Origin of the sequence: Streptomyces sp. NPDC057697 (assembly GCF_042799335.1) — a bacterium.
Taxonomy (GTDB): Bacteria; Actinomycetota; Actinomycetes; order Streptomycetales; family Streptomycetaceae; genus Streptomyces.
The window spans coordinates 12,134-29,644 of the sequence record NZ_JBHVJA010000026.1; the positions used below are offsets into that span (position 1 = coordinate 12,134).

At 70.7% G+C, this 17,511-nt stretch carries 18 protein-coding genes; 8 read left to right on the forward strand and 10 right to left on the reverse strand.

Annotated elements, in window-relative coordinates; genetic code table 11:
* Window positions 1-35 precede the first annotated feature (35 nt).
* Window positions 36-668, reverse strand: coding sequence for a PadR family transcriptional regulator (locus tag ACFVFH_RS35405; RefSeq protein ID WP_383776979.1), 633 nt, complete (start codon window positions 666-668; stop codon window positions 36-38).
* Between the two features lie 249 nt (window positions 669-917).
* On the opposite strand from ACFVFH_RS35405, the gene ACFVFH_RS35410 reads away from it, so the two are divergent.
* The 4 genes from ACFVFH_RS35410 (at window position 918) to ACFVFH_RS35425 (ending at window position 4,869) form a co-directional block, all read left to right on the forward strand.
* Window positions 918-1,592 carry a formylglycine-generating enzyme family protein gene (locus tag ACFVFH_RS35410; protein ID WP_383776981.1) on the forward strand — a complete coding sequence of 225 codons (675 nt, stop codon included), beginning with the start codon at window positions 918-920 and terminating at the stop codon, window positions 1,590-1,592.
* Window positions 1,593-1,649: 57 nt separating this feature from the next.
* On the forward strand, window positions 1,650-2,252 hold the full coding sequence (locus tag ACFVFH_RS35415; RefSeq protein ID WP_383776983.1) for an aminoglycoside phosphotransferase family protein: 603 nt from the start codon (window positions 1,650-1,652) through the stop codon (window positions 2,250-2,252).
* 919 nt (window positions 2,253-3,171) lie between these two features.
* Window positions 3,172-3,750: a DUF4240 domain-containing protein gene (locus ACFVFH_RS35420; protein ID WP_383776986.1), complete on the forward strand. Its 579-nt coding sequence runs from the start codon at window positions 3,172-3,174 to the stop codon at window positions 3,748-3,750.
* Between the two features lie 246 nt (window positions 3,751-3,996).
* Window positions 3,997-4,869, forward strand: a complete 873-nt coding sequence (locus tag ACFVFH_RS35425) for a phosphotransferase enzyme family protein (RefSeq protein ID WP_383776989.1) — start codon at window positions 3,997-3,999, stop codon at window positions 4,867-4,869.
* Window positions 4,870-5,140: 271 nt separating this feature from the next.
* Here the strand turns inward: ACFVFH_RS35425 and ACFVFH_RS35430 are convergent, their stop codons facing one another.
* Window positions 5,141-5,812 (reverse strand): hypothetical protein, encoded by a 672-nt coding sequence (locus ACFVFH_RS35430; protein ID WP_383776991.1) that lies wholly within the window; start codon window positions 5,810-5,812, stop codon window positions 5,141-5,143.
* Window positions 5,813-5,817: 5 nt separating this feature from the next.
* A complete protein-coding gene (locus tag ACFVFH_RS35435) occupies window positions 5,818-6,474 on the reverse strand; it encodes a TetR/AcrR family transcriptional regulator (protein ID WP_383777050.1) in 657 nt (218 codons plus the stop codon).
* Between the two features lie 18 nt (window positions 6,475-6,492).
* On the opposite strand from ACFVFH_RS35435, the gene ACFVFH_RS35440 reads away from it, so the two are divergent.
* Window positions 6,493-6,705: a hypothetical protein gene (locus ACFVFH_RS35440; RefSeq protein ID WP_383776993.1), complete on the forward strand. Its 213-nt coding sequence runs from the start codon at window positions 6,493-6,495 to the stop codon at window positions 6,703-6,705.
* 276 nt (window positions 6,706-6,981) lie between these two features.
* On the opposite strand, the gene ACFVFH_RS35445 is transcribed toward ACFVFH_RS35440, so the two are convergent.
* Complete coding sequence (locus ACFVFH_RS35445) at window positions 6,982-7,635, reverse strand: maleylpyruvate isomerase family mycothiol-dependent enzyme (RefSeq protein WP_383776995.1); 654 nt, start codon at window positions 7,633-7,635, stop codon at window positions 6,982-6,984.
* Window positions 7,636-7,706: 71 nt separating this feature from the next.
* Here ACFVFH_RS35445 and ACFVFH_RS35450 point away from each other — a divergent pair, with 71 nt between their 5' ends.
* Entirely contained in the window at window positions 7,707-8,630 is a 924-nt protein-coding gene (locus ACFVFH_RS35450; protein WP_383776998.1) for a LysR family transcriptional regulator, read from the forward strand.
* 244 nt (window positions 8,631-8,874) lie between these two features.
* On the opposite strand, the gene ACFVFH_RS35455 is transcribed toward ACFVFH_RS35450, so the two are convergent.
* From ACFVFH_RS35455 to ACFVFH_RS35470, 4 genes are all read right to left on the reverse strand, one after another.
* On the reverse strand, window positions 8,875-9,879 hold the full coding sequence (locus ACFVFH_RS35455) for a HEAT repeat domain-containing protein (RefSeq protein WP_383777000.1): 1,005 nt from the start codon (window positions 9,877-9,879) through the stop codon (window positions 8,875-8,877).
* 6 nt (window positions 9,880-9,885) lie between these two features.
* Entirely contained in the window at window positions 9,886-10,548 is a 663-nt protein-coding gene (locus tag ACFVFH_RS35460) for a HEAT repeat domain-containing protein (protein ID WP_383777002.1), read from the reverse strand.
* 205 nt (window positions 10,549-10,753) lie between these two features.
* Window positions 10,754-11,410 carry a maleylpyruvate isomerase N-terminal domain-containing protein gene (locus ACFVFH_RS35465; protein WP_383777004.1) on the reverse strand — a complete coding sequence of 219 codons (657 nt, stop codon included), beginning with the start codon at window positions 11,408-11,410 and terminating at the stop codon, window positions 10,754-10,756.
* A gap of 154 nt (window positions 11,411-11,564) precedes the next feature.
* Complete coding sequence (locus ACFVFH_RS35470) at window positions 11,565-12,002, reverse strand: VOC family protein (protein ID WP_383777007.1); 438 nt, start codon at window positions 12,000-12,002, stop codon at window positions 11,565-11,567.
* A 140-nt stretch (window positions 12,003-12,142) separates the two neighbouring features.
* On the opposite strand from ACFVFH_RS35470, the gene ACFVFH_RS35475 reads away from it, so the two are divergent.
* Complete coding sequence (locus tag ACFVFH_RS35475) at window positions 12,143-12,964, forward strand: PhzF family phenazine biosynthesis protein (protein ID WP_383777009.1); 822 nt, start codon at window positions 12,143-12,145, stop codon at window positions 12,962-12,964.
* Window positions 12,965-13,021: 57 nt separating this feature from the next.
* On the opposite strand, the gene ACFVFH_RS35480 is transcribed toward ACFVFH_RS35475, so the two are convergent.
* A complete protein-coding gene (locus tag ACFVFH_RS35480) occupies window positions 13,022-13,801 on the reverse strand; it encodes a CPBP family intramembrane glutamic endopeptidase (protein ID WP_383777011.1) in 780 nt (259 codons plus the stop codon).
* Window positions 13,802-13,985: 184 nt separating this feature from the next.
* On the opposite strand from ACFVFH_RS35480, the gene ACFVFH_RS35485 reads away from it, so the two are divergent.
* Window positions 13,986-15,776 carry a substrate-binding and VWA domain-containing protein gene (locus ACFVFH_RS35485; protein ID WP_383777014.1) on the forward strand — a complete coding sequence of 597 codons (1,791 nt, stop codon included), beginning with the start codon at window positions 13,986-13,988 and terminating at the stop codon, window positions 15,774-15,776.
* A 99-nt stretch (window positions 15,777-15,875) separates the two neighbouring features.
* On the opposite strand, the gene ACFVFH_RS35490 is transcribed toward ACFVFH_RS35485, so the two are convergent.
* Window positions 15,876-17,381: a glutamate-cysteine ligase family protein gene (locus ACFVFH_RS35490; protein WP_383777017.1), complete on the reverse strand. Its 1,506-nt coding sequence runs from the start codon at window positions 17,379-17,381 to the stop codon at window positions 15,876-15,878.
* Window positions 17,382-17,511: the final 130 nt, after the last annotated feature.

Genomic DNA, 17,511 nt, shown 5'->3' on the forward strand with positions numbered 1-17,511 from the left:
GCTCGCCGCGAGGCCCTGTCGCCGCACCCACGAGCTCAGTGCTCGTCGGCAAGGATCAGGTACAGCTTCTTGCGGGCGTCACCGATGACCGCGAGGGCCTTCTGCCGCTGATCGGCCGAGCCGGTCTTCCAGACCTGGCCGAACGCCTCCATCAGACCGAAGCCGGCCTGCCGGATCTCGTTGGCGCTCTCCCAGTCGACACCACGCCCGGCTTCCTCCCAGGGCGCCTCGGAACCGGACTCCGCCTCGGTGCGCCCCGCATCGGTGAGCGTGAACAGCTTCTTCCCGCCCTCGCTCGCACTGACGATCAGACCCTCGTCCTCCAGCAGCTGAAGGGTCGGATAGACCGAGCCGGGGCTGGGCCGCCAGGCCCCACCGCTGCGCTCGCCGATCTCCTGGATCATCTCGTACCCGTGCATCGGCCGGTCCTTCAGCAGCGCCAGGATCGACGCGCGCACATCACCACGCCGCGCCCTCCCCCTGCCGCCACCCCGGCCACGCCCGCCACCGAAGGGGCCACCCCCGAAGGGCCCGCCACCGAACGGCGGCCCGAACGGCCCGAAGGCCGCCCGCCGCCCCTCGAAGTCGCCACGCCCCTGATGACCGGGGCCATGACCGTGATGTCCGTACCCGTGTCCGAATTCGTGCTCATGTCCATGTGAACGCATGACTACGCTCCTTCTATCGTTGATCGGTCGCGATGCGTCAACGATATATCGGAACCGATCGCCTGGCAATCCCTTGTCCGGCGGCGCCGGTGACCTGTGCCGGTGAACGTTGATCGATGGCCGCTGAAGGGCGATCGATGGCTGTCTGTGTCGGTGAAGGATGACGACTTGCAGATTCGTGTCAGTCATGGACGACCGTTGGTGGCTCTGTCGTTTCGCACTGGCAGGTCTCGTTAGGATCTCCTGATCATGGACGTGATGACGGGGAACGAGATGATCGCCATCCCGCCGGGGCAGGTGACGCTGTCGGACCGGCGGACACAGCGCAGTTGGTCGGTCGAGCTTGCGCCCTACCAGCTCGCGGCATTCCCGGTCACCCAGGCGTTGTACGCACAGATCACAGGCCAGCGGCCGAGTACCGCCCCTGGGGACCGGCTGCCCGTCGAGTGCGTCTCCTGGTGGGACGCGGCGCGGTTCTGCAACGCCCTGTCCCAGTGCACCGGCCTCACGCCCGCGTACCACTTCCGTGCCGAGACCGAAGACATCGAGTGGGACGCGTCCGCCGACGGGTACCGACTGCCGACCGAAGCCGAGTGGGAGCACGCCTGCCGGGCCGGGACGACCGGGCCGCACTACGGGGATCTCGACGAGATCGGCTGGTACCGCGGTAACTCGCACGAGCGCATCCACGAGGTGGGCGGCAAACGCCCCAACCCGTGGGGGCTTCACGACATGCTCGGCAACGTCTGGGACTGGTGCTGGGATGTTTACGACGCCGAGGTCTATGGCGCCTACCGGGTGCTCCGTGGCGGTGGTTGGTTCGATGAGCACTGGAGTTGCCGGGCCTCCGCGCGCCGCCGCAGTCACCCGACTTTCCAGGTCGACGACGTGGGATTCCGCGTCGCGCGTTCCGTCGTGAGCTGATCCACGTCCTGTGCAGCCCGGCCCGCGCCGAGTCGGTCTGGCGACAGCGTGATCCTCATGACGGCTGAAGACGAGGCGCCGACCGGCGGCATGGCGAACGCGGGGGCGGTCTTCCACCGAGGGGAGTTGGTGGAGCGGCCGGCACCGCGCAACGCGCGCGCCCTGCATGCCTGTCTCCTTGCACTGAAGGAGCACGGCTTCAACGCGGCGCCGACCCCTGTCGGTCTCACCGCGGATGGCCGTGAGCAGCTGACTTTCATCCCTGGCGACGTTGCTCTGCCGCCGTTCCCGGACTGGGCGATGACGAGTTCTGCTCTCGAATCGGTGGGGAGCCTGCTGCGGCATCTGCATGAGACCAGCGCGGCCGTCGCGGTCAATACCCGCGCCGAGTGGCCCCCGGACCTCGCCGCCCCGGAGGGAGGAACGATGTTGTGCCACAACGATGTGTGTCCGGACAACGTCGTCTTCCGCGACGGTCGCGCCGCGGCCCTGATCGATTTCGACTTGGCGGCCCCAGGCCGTGCCCTCTGGGACATCGCCATGACCGCCCGCTATTGGGTGCCCATGCTTGATCCCGGGTCTGCGGCTGCTGCCGTTCGAGGTAGGCGGCTCGTCGGCAGGCCGACGAGCAGAGAAGACGTCGCTGCCCAATACGCATGACCATGACCTTTCGGCAGATCCGGCAGCGTTCCCGGCGCCACTGGCTGGCGGGGCAGCGCTTGCGGTACCTCTTCTGCCACAGGCCCTCGAACAGGTCAGCGGCTTGATGCCGAAGCTCGCTTTGGACTGTATGGGGCCCCGCATTCCTCGCAGTTGACCGTGTTCAGGATCTGCCGGAGCTCGGCCGGGTAGCGGCCGGCGGCGGCAACGCGGGGCCAGGTCGGACTGCCCCGGTGCATGGGCGGTTCAGCGAGGTATTACCGCAGGTAGGCAGGGGGAAGGTAGTTCGCCTTGGCGAGGCGGGTGATGAACGAGGCGCCCCCTTCTCCCTGTCGTGGACGAACCTTGAACGGAAGGCGGGCGACCTCGGTGCCAGGGGCCAACGACGTCATCCGTCGGTGCCAGGCTGCTTGCGACGGGAGGCGATGTCGAGGTCGACGGCCGCAGTCCCGCTTTGGTGATCTTTTCGGTGCCGGTGAGGACGGCGTCGACGAGCAGTACCAGCCGGCGAACCCGTGACCGTCCTTGTGCCGGCTGAACTCTCGCACCGGTTCCATGGCCTCGAACGGCATATCCCAGCTGGCCCCCAGCGATCGGCGCACGACTGTGTCACTGACGGAAAAGGCCAGGTCAAGGGCCACAAGGGCAGCCTCGCCGAACACACCGACAGGTGCCCCCACCACGTCCCCCGCGTACCTGTACACCGAATGATCAACCTGCGGTGGCACAAACTGGCGTTGATCATCCTTCAGTGGCAATCGATCAACGTTCACTGGCACAGGTCAGCGCCGGTGACCCGCGTCAGGGGTCGTCGACCGTGTGCCCTGTCCCGAGGCCGCGCGGGGTGGCAGGGCGGCCGTACTGCCGGCGACGCGTGGGGCTCTCGGGAATGTCAGTGGTGGTTGCGATCCTGTGCGGCATGGACGACAAGACCTTCTGGGTGCTCATGGACGATCTGAGCCGGCGCCCCGGTGACCGGGACGAACGGTTGGAGTGGCTGCGCGGGGAGTTGCGGTGCCGGCCGGCTGCGGAGGGGGTGGAGTTCCAGGCCCACCTGGAGGCCGCGTGCGAGGCGGTCGCGGTCGATGCGCTGTGGCGGGCGGTGGACCGGATCGAGGACGGCTTGTGCTCCGACGACGGCTTCGACTACTTCGCGCTCTGGCTGGTGGCACAGGGCCAGGGGACGTACCGGGCGGTGCTTGCCGATCCGGATGCTCTCACCGACATCGCCGAGGTGCGGGCGCTGGCGGGGCGGCCCACGCGGGAGTGGTGTGACGACGAGTGGCCGGAATGGGAGGAGCTCGACTACGTGGCGCAGGAGGTGTTCGACGAGCTGACGGGTCAGGAGAGCGACGACGGGGAGGCGTTCCACGAGGCCCTGGAAGCCGTTCAGGAGGCAGGGGCGAGGCCGGAGGGAGAGCTGGACACCGTGGGGGCCGCGGTGAGCACCGGGACACCTCGGCTCGACGCCCTCTTCCCCGTAGGAGCCAGTGCCTGATCGACGACGGGACACCGGTGTCCACGACCGCAGTTGGAGAGCCTGGGATTCGGACCCGACAACCGAGTGGGCGCGGGCACCGGCCCTGCCGCTGACCTGTGACGTATCGGGACGGCACAGGCTGCGGGGCTGCGGGGCTGGCTTACGGGCGGGCTCCGCATCCGTAAACCTGGTCCGCGCCAAGGCAGTTGGTTCCCGGCCGCACTGGTTGGCCTCGCCCTCGCTCGTCCATGCCAGGATTCGAGGGTGGATACGACCGACGTCACACGCGCGATCGCGGCCGCGACTGCGGTCGCCGCATCGCTCGGCCTGCCGACCGACGATGCCATCATTCTTCACAACTCCAACAAGCTGGCACTGCGGCTGACACCATGCGACGTCTTTGCCCGGGTCGCCCCTGTGGGACAGGAGGTCGCACAGTTCGAAGTCGATCTCGCCCAGCGGCTCGCCGGGGCCGGATGTCCGGTGTGCCCCTTGGAACCTCGGGTGGACCCGCGTGTGCATACGCGCGATGGCTTCGTGGTGACGCTGTGGACCTACTACGAGCCCGTGACACCTCATACCTCACCGGTCGACTACGCCGAGGCGCTGGAGCGGTTGCACTCCGGCATGCGCCGGGTCGAGGTGCCGAGTCCAAGGTTCACGAACCGGATCACGGAGGCGGAAGACGTCGTCGCCGACCCGGATCGCTCTCCGGAACTCACCGACGCGGACCGCGTGTTCCTCGGCGGCAGGCTGGCAAGTCTGCGACGGGCGATCGACGGCCGCGGCGCCGTGGAGCAGTTGCTCCACGGCGAGCCGCATCCGGGCAATGTGCTCAGCACGCGCAACGGCCCGTTGTTCATCGACCTCGAAACGTGCTGCCGTGGACCCGTCGAGTTCGATCTCGCCCACGTTCCCGAAGCGGTCTGCGCGCAGTACCCGAGCGTTGACCAAGAGCTGCTGGACGAGTGTCGTCAGCTCGTCATCGCGATGGTCGCCGCGTGGCGCTGGGAGCTTGGCGACCAGTTCCCCAACGGGCGGCGATTCGGAGAGGAACTCCTGCGCCTGCTGCGCGAGGGCCCTCCTTGGCCGACGCTCGACGCGGTGACCAGGCGGCTGGACGGTCTGGAGACATAGCCGAAGGTCCCGTGAAAGCGGCAAGAAGCGGCAGGAACCGGGCAGCGGGACCGTCCCGTTGCAACCCCACGCCCACCGGCCTCGCTGAACCATGGCGCCGGTGCCAACAGACGTGGCAGTTCATTCCGGATGCCCAGAACCTGGGCTGGACGATGCCGACCAGCCCTGCCCCCGGCCCTAGGTCACACCGCCCGACCAGCTCCAACTGCCGTGGCCCGGCACACCCGACAGGCGCGCGCCGCATCCGCGAAGCCTCCTCGGCAGGTCCGGGTCAGGGAGCCGAGTCGGCTGCGACGGCGTAGCCGATCGTGGCGGCCGCGTCGGCGATGCCCGCCAGGGATGCCTTGTCGTTCAAAGCGGTGACCACGTCCTGGGTCAGGGGGCGAAGGGCGTATATGTGGCGCACCGCGTGGATGTCGACCGGAATCTCGTAGTAGTCCTCCGCGAACTTCTGGAACGCCTCCGGCGACGGGTCGACCAGCAGGCGGAAGAGCCAACCCGAGCCGTCGGGGTCGGCGCTGCCCTCAGGAAAGTCGATCTCTCCGGTCTGCCAGCGCCCGCTTCCCGCCTCACGCCATAGGCAGGCCGTCACCATGGGCATTCCGTCGTCGGTGAAGGCCGGCTCTTCGACGCAACCGCGGAACACCTCGGGAACCGAGTCCACTACGCCCGGCCAGGGCCCGTCCTCGGCATAGGGGCTCATCTCCGACTCGTGGTCGAAGCCTCGGACATACGCGCCGGCCGGAGAGAAGACGACGTCGAACTCGTCCCCGGAGCCGTTGCGCATGGAGGCGATCTCCTCCGTCTCGGACCAGGACCGGTCGAATGAGTAGGAGCGCTCACCGTCAGGGTTCAGCACGGTCTCCAGCATGGCTATCGACCGGCACCGGTCCCGCAGCGTCGGGATATCGGGAAGAGCCTGGGCAACGTCGTGAACCATCATGCGGCCTATCCAAGCGTGCGCCACTGACAGCGAACCACGCGTACGTCCCGAACCGGTGCGGCCGCGGCCGGGGGCCGGGGCCGGTCCCGGCAGGCGTACGCGAAGGCCATGAACCGGCGCATCGGGCCGCCGCACTCGGTCCGGCGGCCGCGTAAGGGCTTTGAGCGCCGGGCGCAGCAGGGCGGCGACACACGGCCGGCCGGGGCGTCACTAAGAGCGTCCAGGCGCAGAAACTGGTGGCCGATGGCGACACCCAGCAGGGCCGTGCCGCGCAGTCCAGCGCGCAGTTCGGCGCGCAGTTCGGCGTCCCCGGCCGTGGGCAGGGCGGCGCCGAGGCCGTCGATCCGCCGGTCGAGGGTGGCGCGGACGTGTTCGGCCGCTGCCGGGTCGGTGAGCACCGAACGCAGCATCGACCGTGTGCCCTCGGGAAGCCCGCCGAGCTTGATGCCGAGCGTGGTTGGCAGCCGATCGACGACCGCGTCGGGGTAGGCGGTCTCCGACAGTTCGGGAAACACCTGCACAGCTCGGCCGAACAGCTCACGCTTCGAGCCGAAGTACTGCATGACCAGGGCGGGATCGACGCCCGTGGCGGTTGCCAAGGCGCGGATGGTGGTGCGGTCGAACCCCTTCTCCGCGCACAGCTCCCGGGCGCTGTCGAGGATGCGCGCCTAGATCGCTCGGTGGCGGGTGGCGCGGGACACACGGCTTCCCTCGGCGCTACGAGGGACACGAGGCGGTACGAGGAACGCGAGGCGGTACGCGCCGGACACCGGGCGGTCCGGGGCACGGGCCCCGTCCAGGTGCGGGAGATCAGGAGGATCTCGGCGTACGAGACCACCGATCCGCAGGTGATCACCGCCGAGCACGTCGTGGTGGGAGCCCTGCTGGCCTGACGCACCCGCTTCACGGTCCCCGGCCTTCTGATCCTTCACGTCCACGACGGACTGATCACGCGGGCCCACGACGCGACACGGACGGTCCGGCGGTCGGGCCGACGAAGCGACACGGACGGTCGGGCGGTCGGGCCGACGACGTAACACGGACGGTCCGAGGGGCGGGCCGACCACGACTCGGACGGTCCGGGAGTGGCCCGCACCCGAGGAGGAGAGCCGGACGGGGCGGACCGCCCCCCCTGCGCAGCCGGTTCCGATGCGGCCGTGGCGCCGCGGTCACCCCTGCCCGGCGAGGAAACGACCGGCCGGGTCGCCGCGGAGGTGTCCCGGCGGAAGCCGTCGGCCGTAGGCCAGCAGGAGCAGATCCTGTGCGGCGCCGTACAGGGGTGTTCCGGTGCCGTAGGACCAGTCGAGGTCGTCCGCGCGAAGTTCGACACCGCCCAGGTCTGCCTTGAAGAACGTGAGGGTCCTGGCGTCGACCGTCTCCAGGAGGATGCGCACACGGTCCTTGGGAACCCGGCGGTCCAGACCCAGCGCGACCGTGATGTCCAGGCCGTGGATCACGTCGTGGCCCAGGGCCGCCTCGATCCCGCCGACCGGCGGTTTCCACGGGTGGTCCGCGTTGTCGCGGAGCAGGGCGGCCAGTTCACGCGTCGTATGCGCCGCCGCGTCCTTGCGGGCGCAGCGATCGGTCATCCGGTGGAGACTGCCCCGCGCCGCGACCAGCTCCCACGCCGTCCTGGCGAGCGAGTGGCGAAACCCCATCGTCATGTGGGCGGCGACTTCCCGTACCCGCCATCCCCCGCACAGGGTCGGTGCTTCCCACTCCCCCGCCGACAGGCCGTCCAACATGGCTGCCAGCTCCCGGCGTTCGGCCGCGATCGCGGCCCTGACCTGTGCCAGCGGCCTGCGCTGCTTCGTCGTCCCCATGACGTCAAGGCTCTCGGCGGGCCCACCATAAGTCCAATAGTTTGGTTGTCTCGCCACTAGAATGACGGGTTATGGAAATCCGGCAGCTGCGGTACTTCGTCGCGGTCGCGGAGGAAGCCAACTTCACCCGTGCCGCCGCCCGGCTGCACCTGGCGCAGCCAGGAGTCAGCGCCCAGGTCCGGCAGTTGGAGAAGGAGCTCGGCCATCGGCTGCTGGACCGCTCCGGCCGCTCGGTCACCCTGACGGAGGTGGGCGAGGCCGTACTGCCGTACGCGCGAGCCGCGATCAGCGCCGTCGAGGCCGTCCGCCAGACCGCCGACGAGTTCACCGGTCTGCTCCGCGGACGGGTCGCCCTCGGTCTGGTCGCGGGGGCGGCCGGGGCGGCCCATGAGTTCGACCTGGCCGCCGTACTGGCCCGTTTCCACGCGGACCATCCCCAGGTGGAGATCGCGCTGACCGAGGAGACCTCGGAGTGGATGCTCACCGCACTGCACCGGGGGGAACTCGACATCGCGGTGATCGGTCTCGCGAACACGGAGCCCCCGCCGGGCATTTCGCTCCAGGTCTTGATCGACGTACCCCTGGTCGCGGCCGTCCCCCTGGACGATCCGGCCCTCGCCTCCCTCGACCGCGCGAGCATTCCCCTGGCCGAGCTGCGTGATCGCCCGCTGATCAGCCTGCCCCGTGGCACAGGCATCCGCGGGGTTCTCGACCACGCGTGCGCGCGGGCAGGTCTGCGGCCCCGCATCGCCTTCGAAGCGGCGGCTCCGCTGTTCCTCGCGCAGCTCGCCGCCCGCGGGCTCGGCGTGGCCGTGGTCCCGGCCCTGCCCGCCGACACGTCGTCGGCGCTCGGGCTGCGGACGCTGGAGATCACGGAGCCCCGGCTTCGCGCCCGGGTCGCGCTGGCCTGGCGGACGGAAGGGCCCACCGGCCCCGCGGCCGCCGCCGTCCTGGAGCTGCTGCGTACGACCCTCGCCGCGCCGACGACCGGCTGACCGGCGGCCGGGACCGGACGCGAAACCGGACCCGGAACCGGACCCGGAATCGGAACCGGACCCGGAATCGGGGCGTGATCCCCTGGAAGGGCGGCCAGGGTGGGCGCCCCGCCCGATCGGGTACGTCCGCGCGGGAGACTGCCGGGCCACGACGGCGCCGGTCCCGCCATGTGTCCCGCCATGTGTCCCGCCGGGGGCCGACGAGCGCCCGGCCCGGGGGTCACGACGCCGCGGAAGGCGCCCGTTACCGCGCGCCCCGTATCCCGAGGACGTACGCGGCGGTGAGCGCGACGGCGCGGTCCTCGTCCTGGGCCAGCTCCGCGAGGGCGCGTGACGTCGTGGCTCCCGGGATGTCCGCGAGCGCCTGTGCCAGCCGTCGGCGTACGGAGGACTCGACGGGGCGGTGGGCGAGTCGGTCCACGAGTCCGGTGGCGATCCGCTCCGCCACCTCGGGGTCCCGCGCCAGCGCGCTCAGCGCGTCGGCCGCTTCGACGTCATGCGTCTCCTCGGCGATCATCTCGATGAGCGTGGGGATCGCCTCGGTCACCCCACGCGCCGCGAGCTCCGGAGCCGCGTATCTGCGGACCACGACGTCGGGGTGGGTCAGGGCCTCCCGCAGCAGTGCGGTGCTCTCGTCGCCCGGAATCTCCACGATGGACCGGACGGCACGCTTCCGGACCTCGGCGACGGATGAGCCGAGGGCCTCCGCGAGCAGGGCCGGTCCGCCGTCGCCCCCGTGCGCCAGCGCCCATCGCAGCGCTCCGGCGACATTCGGGTCCGTCTCGTTCAGCACGGCCTCGACCAGCGCTTCCACGGTTCCCGGGTCCTTTTCGACCGCGGACAGCGCCGCGCGTTGGCGCGTTCCGGCGTTCTTCGATCCCAACCCCCGGAGGAGCGCCACGATCTGGAGGACGTCCTCCCAGCGGGCGGGTTCCGCGGCACCGATCCGACGGAGCCGCGCGAGCAGTTCCGTCTCGCTCGCGATGCGCTCTCTCGTCCGGCGGACGAGGTCGTCGACGAGGCCCGAGGGCGTGAAGCCCGGATCGTCGAGCGCACGCGCGACATCACGCAGCGACAGGCCCAACGACCGCAGACTCTCGATGTGGAAGATCCGCCGGATGTCCTCGTCGGAGTACTCCCGGTAGCCGCCCTCGGTCCGGTCCGTCGACCGCACCAGGCCGAGCGAGTCGTAGTGCCGGAGCATCCGGGCGCTCACCCCGGACAGTCGTGCCACGTCTCCGATCAACACTGCCTGTCACTCCTCCTGGCCGGTCGTGCCGAGGACCACGATGCGCTTCGCCTCCTCGACCGCCCACTCGAATCCGGCATCCGGGTTGCGCAACAGCCGTTCGGTGGCGATCGCGTGCTGGCGCACGCCTGGGTCATGATCCGTCATCGCGGCACGCAGGGCCGGCACGACCGCCTCACCGAGCGCGATCAGCGCCCGGCTGAGACTCAGCCGCGTCTCCCGCCCGCCGCGCCCGAACTGGGTCGCCAGCACCTCCGCCAGCGCGGGTTCCTCGCCTTCCGGCACGAGTACCACCGCCGCTCGCCAGGCGCTCCGGGCGACCTCGTCGTCGGCGTCGGTCAGCAGCGCCCGTGTGATCGCCGGCCACGCCTGCCGCTCCCCGATCTTGGACAGGGTGTGCAGCGCCTGGCTCCGTGCCTGCGCACGCTCCGAGCGGAGTTCCCCGACCAGAGGCGGGACCGCCGCCGACGACGGATGGCGGGTGAGTGCCCAGGTCAGCATTTCGCGCACATAGAACTCGGGCTCGATCGCGCACCGTTCGACGAGCTTGTCGACGAACTGCGGGTCCGGGGCCGTCCCGACCGCCAGCGCGGCCTGCAGCCGGACCGACGAACTGGGGTTCTCCAGCCCCCGGAGGGCTCGGATCGTGTTCTCCTGCGGCATGGTCATCGGGACCACCTCCTCGACCACAGTGAACGCGTTGTCACCGTGTCAAGGTCAAGCGGAGCCGGTCCGCCGAGCCGGCGTCGGGCGCCCCGCCGGCACGCGGGCCGTCCGGTCCGGGCGGTTACGGGACCACAGGGGCCGCCGCGCCGGTTCCCCTCCCCCGGACCGGGCCACCGGCTCCCGGCCGGTGCTCGCCTCGCCGGGAAGGTCAGCCCAGCCAGAGCGGGAACTTCACTGCCGTCCCGCCCAGTTCGGCCCGCTCCGCCTCGGTCGGGGCCCGCCGCCCCGTGCCGATCAGCAGCGCGTCCTCGTCCGAGAACGACGCGGGGAAGGCGGCTCCGGCGATCCGCTCCAGCATGTCGCGGGACGCGGCGAGTCCCGCCGCGGGCGGTCCGGCCGCGTCCGGGCCGTACGCGACCAGGTCGAGATGGTGCAGCGTCCACTCCAGGACGTACGCGTGGAGGTAGTCGCCCGCGGTGAGGACCTCGTCCCGGGTGCCGACCCGGAGGCCGGGGTCGGCGAGCGCGGCGGCCCGGCCCGCGGCGGAGCCGACGTCGTCGAGGTGGAACGTGAGCAGCCGGGGTTCCTCGTAGGCGGCGGCCAGCCGGACGGTCAGCGCGTCCAGCGGATCGTCGCCGGTCGGGGGCGCGTCCGCGACGTCCCAGTAGGTCACCGCGTCGCGGGTCGGTTCCGCGCGGGTGGGGGTCGCGAGGGTGATCAGTACGTCCTGGGCGTCGATGACCAGGTGGCACACCAGGTCCCTCACGAGCCAGCCCGCGCAGCCGGAGGGTTTCACGAAGTCGTCGTCCGGAAGCCCGGCGACCGCTGTGCGCAACGCCGTCCAGGAGCATGCGAAGAGATCCACCCCGGCACCGTAGTGCGGCGCCGCGAGGGCGGACAAGCACATCGGCACGGGACGGCACAGGCACTCACGCCCCGGACCCGCCCGCCGCCCCCGCACACATGGGCACGTCGCGATCCGGAGCGCCGCCGTCCCACCGCGCGCGGCGGCCACCGCTTCAGAGCACGCAGAACTCGTTCCCCTCGGGATCGGCCATCACCACATGGTCCGGTCTGCCGTCCAGCGCCTCCTCACGGACCACCGTCGCTCCGGCGGCCGTCAGGCGCTCCACCGCCCCGACCACACGCGGCCACCGCTCCTCCCAGGGGGTGTCACGCCCCCCACCGGCCTGCACATCGAGGTGCAGGCGGTTCTTCACGGCCTTCGCCTCCGGCACCTGCTGGAAGGACAGACCGGGCCCCTCCCCGGCGGGATCGGACAGATACGCGCCCTGGTCCCACTCGTCCTCCGGGACCCCGTGGTGTGCGAACCACTCCTCCCAGCTCCCGAACCCGGCGGGCGCGGGCCTCGGCACGTACTCCAGCGCGAGTGCCCAGAACGCGGCCAGCCGCGCCGAGCGCGCGCAGTCGATGGTCAGGCTCCACTTGATTCCCATGTACAGGCCTCCCTCGGTCCGTCACCCGGACCGTATCCGGTGCCACTGACACCGCCGCCCGCGCGACGCCGGGATCCGGGGGCCGGCGACACGGAATTGGCCTTGGCCCCCGGCTCCGTGCCGTGCGTAGGGTCACGGACATGAGGATTCGCATCGTCGACACGTTCACCGACCGCCCCTTCACCGGCAACCCGGCGGGGGTCCTGGTGCTGGATTCCGGGACCTTCGCCGCCGAGGACCGGCTCCAGCGGATCGCCATGGAGCTGAACCTGTCCGAGACCGCCTTCGCCCACCCGCTGCCCCCGGGCGGCGAGGCGGACTGGGCGCTCCGCTGGTTCACCCCGACCACGGAGGTCGACATGTGCGGGCATGCCACCCTGGCCACCGCGCACGTCCTGCACACCACCGCGACGGCGAGCGGCACGGTGCGCTTCGCGACGCGGTGCGGGATCCTCACCACGACCACCCGCCCGGACGGTGCGATCACCCTCGACTTCCCGACGGCCCCGCTGACACCGGCGACCGCCCCGGACGGGCTGGCCGCCGCCCTGGGCGCGGACCCGCTGTCCGTCCACGACACCGGCCCGTTCATCGGCGACCTGCTCGTGGAGCTGTCCGACGAGGCGACCGTACGCGGGCTGACCCCCGATCCCGCCGCGCTGGCCGCCGTCTCCCGGCGGGGCGTCGTCGCCACGGCCGCCGCGCAGGACCCGTCCCGGGGCTACGACTTCGTCTCCCGCGGCTTCTTCCCACGTGTCGGGATCGACGAGGACCCGGTGACCGGCAGCGCCCACACCGCGCTCGCACCCTTCTGGTCGGCCCGGTTCGGCCGCGACGAACTGACCGGACTCCAGGCCTCCGCCCGTTCGGGCCTGGTCCGGACCGCGCTGCGGGGCGATCGCACCCTGCTGACCGGCGAGGCGGTGACCGTCATCGACGGCGAACTGCTCACGGCGCTCTGAGCCCGCGCGGCGGGGACCCGCACACCGCCCCGCGGGCTCCCCGCCCGCCCCCGTTCCTCACGGTGTGGGCAACCAGCCCACCTTCCCCGCCAGCAGCGCGTATCCGACGAAGGCCCCGATGTCCAGCAGGGCGTGCGCCGCCACCAGCGGCCCCACCCGGCCCCAGCGCCGGTACAGCAGCACGAAGACGACGCCCATCACCATGTTGCCGACGAAGCCGCCGATCCCCTGGTACAGGTGGTACGAACCGCGCAGCACCGAACTGGCGACCAGCGCGGCCATCGGCGTCCACCCCAACTGCCCGAGCCTGCGCAGCAGATACCCGACGACGATCACCTCCTCCACGACGGAGTTCTGGAGCGCGGACAGGATCAGGACCGGGAACTTCCACCAGACGTCGGGCAGCGACTCCGGCACCACCGTCAGATTGAATCCGGCGGCCCGCGCCACCAGATAGAAGGCGAGGCCGGCGCTGCCGATGCCCGCCGCGACGAGGGTGCCGCGCCCGAGGTCCGGCCATGGTCTGGTGCGGTCGAACCCGATGGCCCGCAGGCCGGCGCCCTCCCTGATCAGCAGATGCGCGACCAGGGCGACGGGCACCAGAGCCGTCGCGATACCGAAGAGTTGCCAGGCGAGATCCAGCCATGGACGCCCCGGCGCGTACGAACTGTTGAGTGTCGCGGCCTGATCCTTCAAACCCCCTGGTTTCGTCAGTGATCCGACAAAACTGATCAGGGCAGACACCCCGCTGGCCCCCAGCGAGAGAGCCAGCACGAGGATCGTTTCGGACCGCAGAATTCGTCGCGGTACGGCCTCCTGGGGGAAAGAATCAGCCACAAGCCCCGCCTCCACCTGTACACCTGCCTTGAGTTGTGCATTCACGCCCCATCCTGCTCCCCCTCCGGCTAGGGTCTCGAATGCAGGTACGAAGATCATGCGCGACAGGCCGGGGGACAACCACCTTTGCCAGGGGTGTGGTCCCCCTTTTCCTTGTTCATCCTCAAGGAGGGGCACCACCGACATGGGACGTCACAGCTTGCCCGACGAGTACGCCGGCGACGGAAGCGGGGACGGGTCACCGCCGCGCCGTCGGCGCACCGTGGTGATCGCGACCATGCTCGTACTCGCGGTCGCTGCGGGAACGGCCGTCGCGGCGCAGGGCGGGCTGCTGTCGTTCTCGAAGAGCTGCGAGGACTCGGCCGTCCGGCTGTCCCTGATGGCCTCGCCGGACATCGCCCCCGCCGTTCGCGCCGTGGCCGACCAGGCGCGCGAGGACGAGGTACGGTCCGACGGCCGCTGCCTGTACGTGACGGTGGTGGCCCGCGACTCCTACAAGGTCGCCGACGCCCTCTCCGGCAACGGCCACGCCCCGGACTTCCAGGTCTGGCTGCCCGACTCCGACCTCTGGCTCGACCGGGCCAAGGGCTCCGGCGACGGCGTTCCCATCACACCGGGCGACTCCATCGCCTCCTCCCCCGTGACCCTGGCCATGGTGCCGTCCGCGGCCAAGAGCCTGGGCTGGCCCGAGAAGAAGTACACCTGGGCGGAGTTGACGGCTGCGGCCATGGAGTCGGACAAGGTCCGCCTGGGCTCGGCCGACCCGGCGCGCAGCGCCACCGGGCTGCTGGCGCTCGCCGGCATCGGCGCGTCCTCCGAGAAGCAGGGCAAGGACAGCGACACCAGGGTCGCGGCGACCGCCAAACTGCTGGCGCAGCGCATGTCGGACGGGGACACCCAGGTGCTGGGCACGCTGGCGCAGAGCGGTTCGGGCGCCGAACAGGGCAATCCCCGACGCAATCAGGCGGTGCTCCTCTCCGAGCAGGCCGCGTTCGCCCACAACGCGGAGTCGACCGGCGGCGGAAAGGTCGACCTCTTCTACCCCGAGGACGGCACCCCGCTCCTCAACTATCCGTACACGCTGGTCGACGAGACGAGGATGAGCACGGCCGAGGGCCGGGCCGCGATGCGGTTCATGACGCTGCTGAACGAGCCCGGCGCGCAGGCCACGCTGGAGAAGCACGGTTTCAGGGACGTCGACGGCACGGCCGGGGAGTCGGTGGTCGCGGCGGCGGGCGGCAGGAAGCCCCAGCCGTACGCCACCGCTGCCGCCGACGCGCCGACCGCCGAGGCGCTTCAGCAGACCCTCGGCATGTGGACGATCACGGTGCAGAGCGCCCGGCTGACCACGGTCGTCGACGCGTCGGGATCCATGGCCACGCTGGTCCCCGGGCGCAACCAGTCCCGGATGGACGTCACGAAGGCGTCCCTGATCCAGGCCCTCGACCAGTTCACCCCCAACGACGAGATCGGTCTCTGGGAGTTCGCCACCACGCTCGACGGCGAGAAGGACTACCGCAGGCTGATGCCGACCAGCCGGCTCGGCGACCCGGCCAAGGGCGGCGGCACGCACCGCGAGAAGCTCACCGCGGCCTTCGCGGCGCTGAAGCCCGTGCCGGACGGCGCGACCGGTCTGTACGACACCATGCTGGCCGCGTACAAGGACGCCCAGGCGACCTATGTGAAGGGCAAGTTCAACGCGGTCGTCATCCTCACCGACGGATCGAACCAGGACAACCGCTCGATCTCCCGCAGTGCCCTGATCGCGGAACTCAAGCGGATCGCCGACCCCGAGCGGCCGGTTCCCCTCCTCGCCATCGCGGTCGGTCCCGAGGCCGACCGCGAGGAGGTGAACGAGATAGCGAAGGTGACCGGTGGCGGTGGCTACCAGGTCATCGACCCGGCCGAGATCCAGACGGTGATCCTCCAGGCCATCATGACGGCGGGCCAGAACGGTCGCACCTCCGAGGAGTAGCCGAATTCGCGGCCGGACGGCCGCGGAGGCGCGAGCCGCGGGACGGCGAAACCGCTCCGGAGCCGGACCGGGGCGGGCCCGGCGCCCGCCGTACCGGCGTCACCGCCCGGGAACGCTGGTCGGCCAGGTGTGCACGGGCTCCCCGCCGTGCATCAGCTCGGTGTACCGCCGGGTGGTCGCGGCCAGCGCCGCGTGCCGGTCGAGCCCGGTCTCCCGGGCCCGGTGATAGGTGTCGACCTGCCAGGACGCTCCGTTCACCCGTCGCTTGCAGCGCCCCTCGATCACTCCGAGATAGCGGTCGCGGTCCGCGGGTGCGATGTTCCAGGCAGCGAGCCCCGCGGCGGCCAGCGGCAGCAGCTCGTCGCGTACGAGCTCGACGGCCGGCACCCGGGCCAGTCCGCCCGCGCGGCCGGGGCGCGGCCAGAGCAGCTCCGCGTCGATGCCCAGACGGCACGCGGTGTCGAAGTTCTCCTCCGCGGCGGCGAACGGCAGTCTGGTCCACACCGGACGGGACTCGTCGGCGAGCGAGCGCACCAGGCCGTAGTACAGCGCCGCGTTGGCGATCACATCGGTCACGGTGGGCCCGGCCGGCAGGACCCGGTTCTCCACCCGCAGATGGGGTACGCCGTCGACCAGCCCGTACACCGGCCGGTTCCAGCGGTAGACCGTGCCGTTGTGGAGCACCAGCTCCTGCAGCCGGGGCACCCCGCCCTCGTCGAGGACCCGCAGGGGTTCCTCCTCGTCGCCGATCGGGAGCAGCGGCGGGAAGTAGCGCAGGTTCTCCTCGAAGAGCTCGTACGCGGAATCGATCCACCGCTCACCGAACCAGGTCCTGGGCCGCACGCCCTGGTTCTGGAGTTCGGGCGGCCGGGTGTCGGTGGCCTGCTGGAAGAGCGGCGGCCTCGATTCCCGCCAGAGCTCCTTGCCGAACAGGAAGGGCGAGTTGGCGCCGAGCGCGATCTGGACACCGGCGATGGCCTGGGCCGCGTTCCACACGGCCGCGAATCGCTCCGGTGTCACCTGCAGATGGAGCTGGACCGAGGTGCAGGCGGCCTCGGGGGTGATCGAGGCCGAGGTGGAGAGCAGGCGTTCCACACCCTGGATATCGAGGGAGAAATCCTCGCCCCGCGCGGCCACCATTTGATCGTTCAGCAGTGTGTAGCGGTCCGCGTCCGAGAGGTTCGCCAGGACGAGGTCCTCGTGCCGCAGGGTGGGCAGAATACCGATCATCATGATCCCGGCATCCACCTCGCCCGCCTTCCGGTGGGCATATCCGAGCCCGGTCCTCAGCTCCTCGGCCAGCTGATCAAAAACGCGCCCGTCCAGACGGTGCGGGACTATGTTCACTTCCAAATTGAACATCCCGAGTTCCATCTGGAAATCGCTGCTCGCGATGCGCGGGAGAACCTCCCCATTCAGCATCTTCGGCATGCCGTCGGCGCCCGCGAGATTCAGCTCGATCTCCACACCCATGAGGTTGCGGGGCCGGTCGAACCTCCGCTCCGCAAGAAGCCTCTCCAGCCCCTCCAGGCACTGGTGGAGCTTCTTCCGGTACCCATGCCGATCGGCCAGGTCAAAGGCGCCCGCCACGACCTTCTCCCCCATCGGAGCGTCCCTCCCTCAAGTGGCGGCCCGCGGCCCAGGCCGCTCGCGTCACGATCGATAATGCCCAGGGCGGGTGATCCATAACGCCCACGAGAACGCCGCTGACACAGTAATCTGAGGGCGTCGGCCC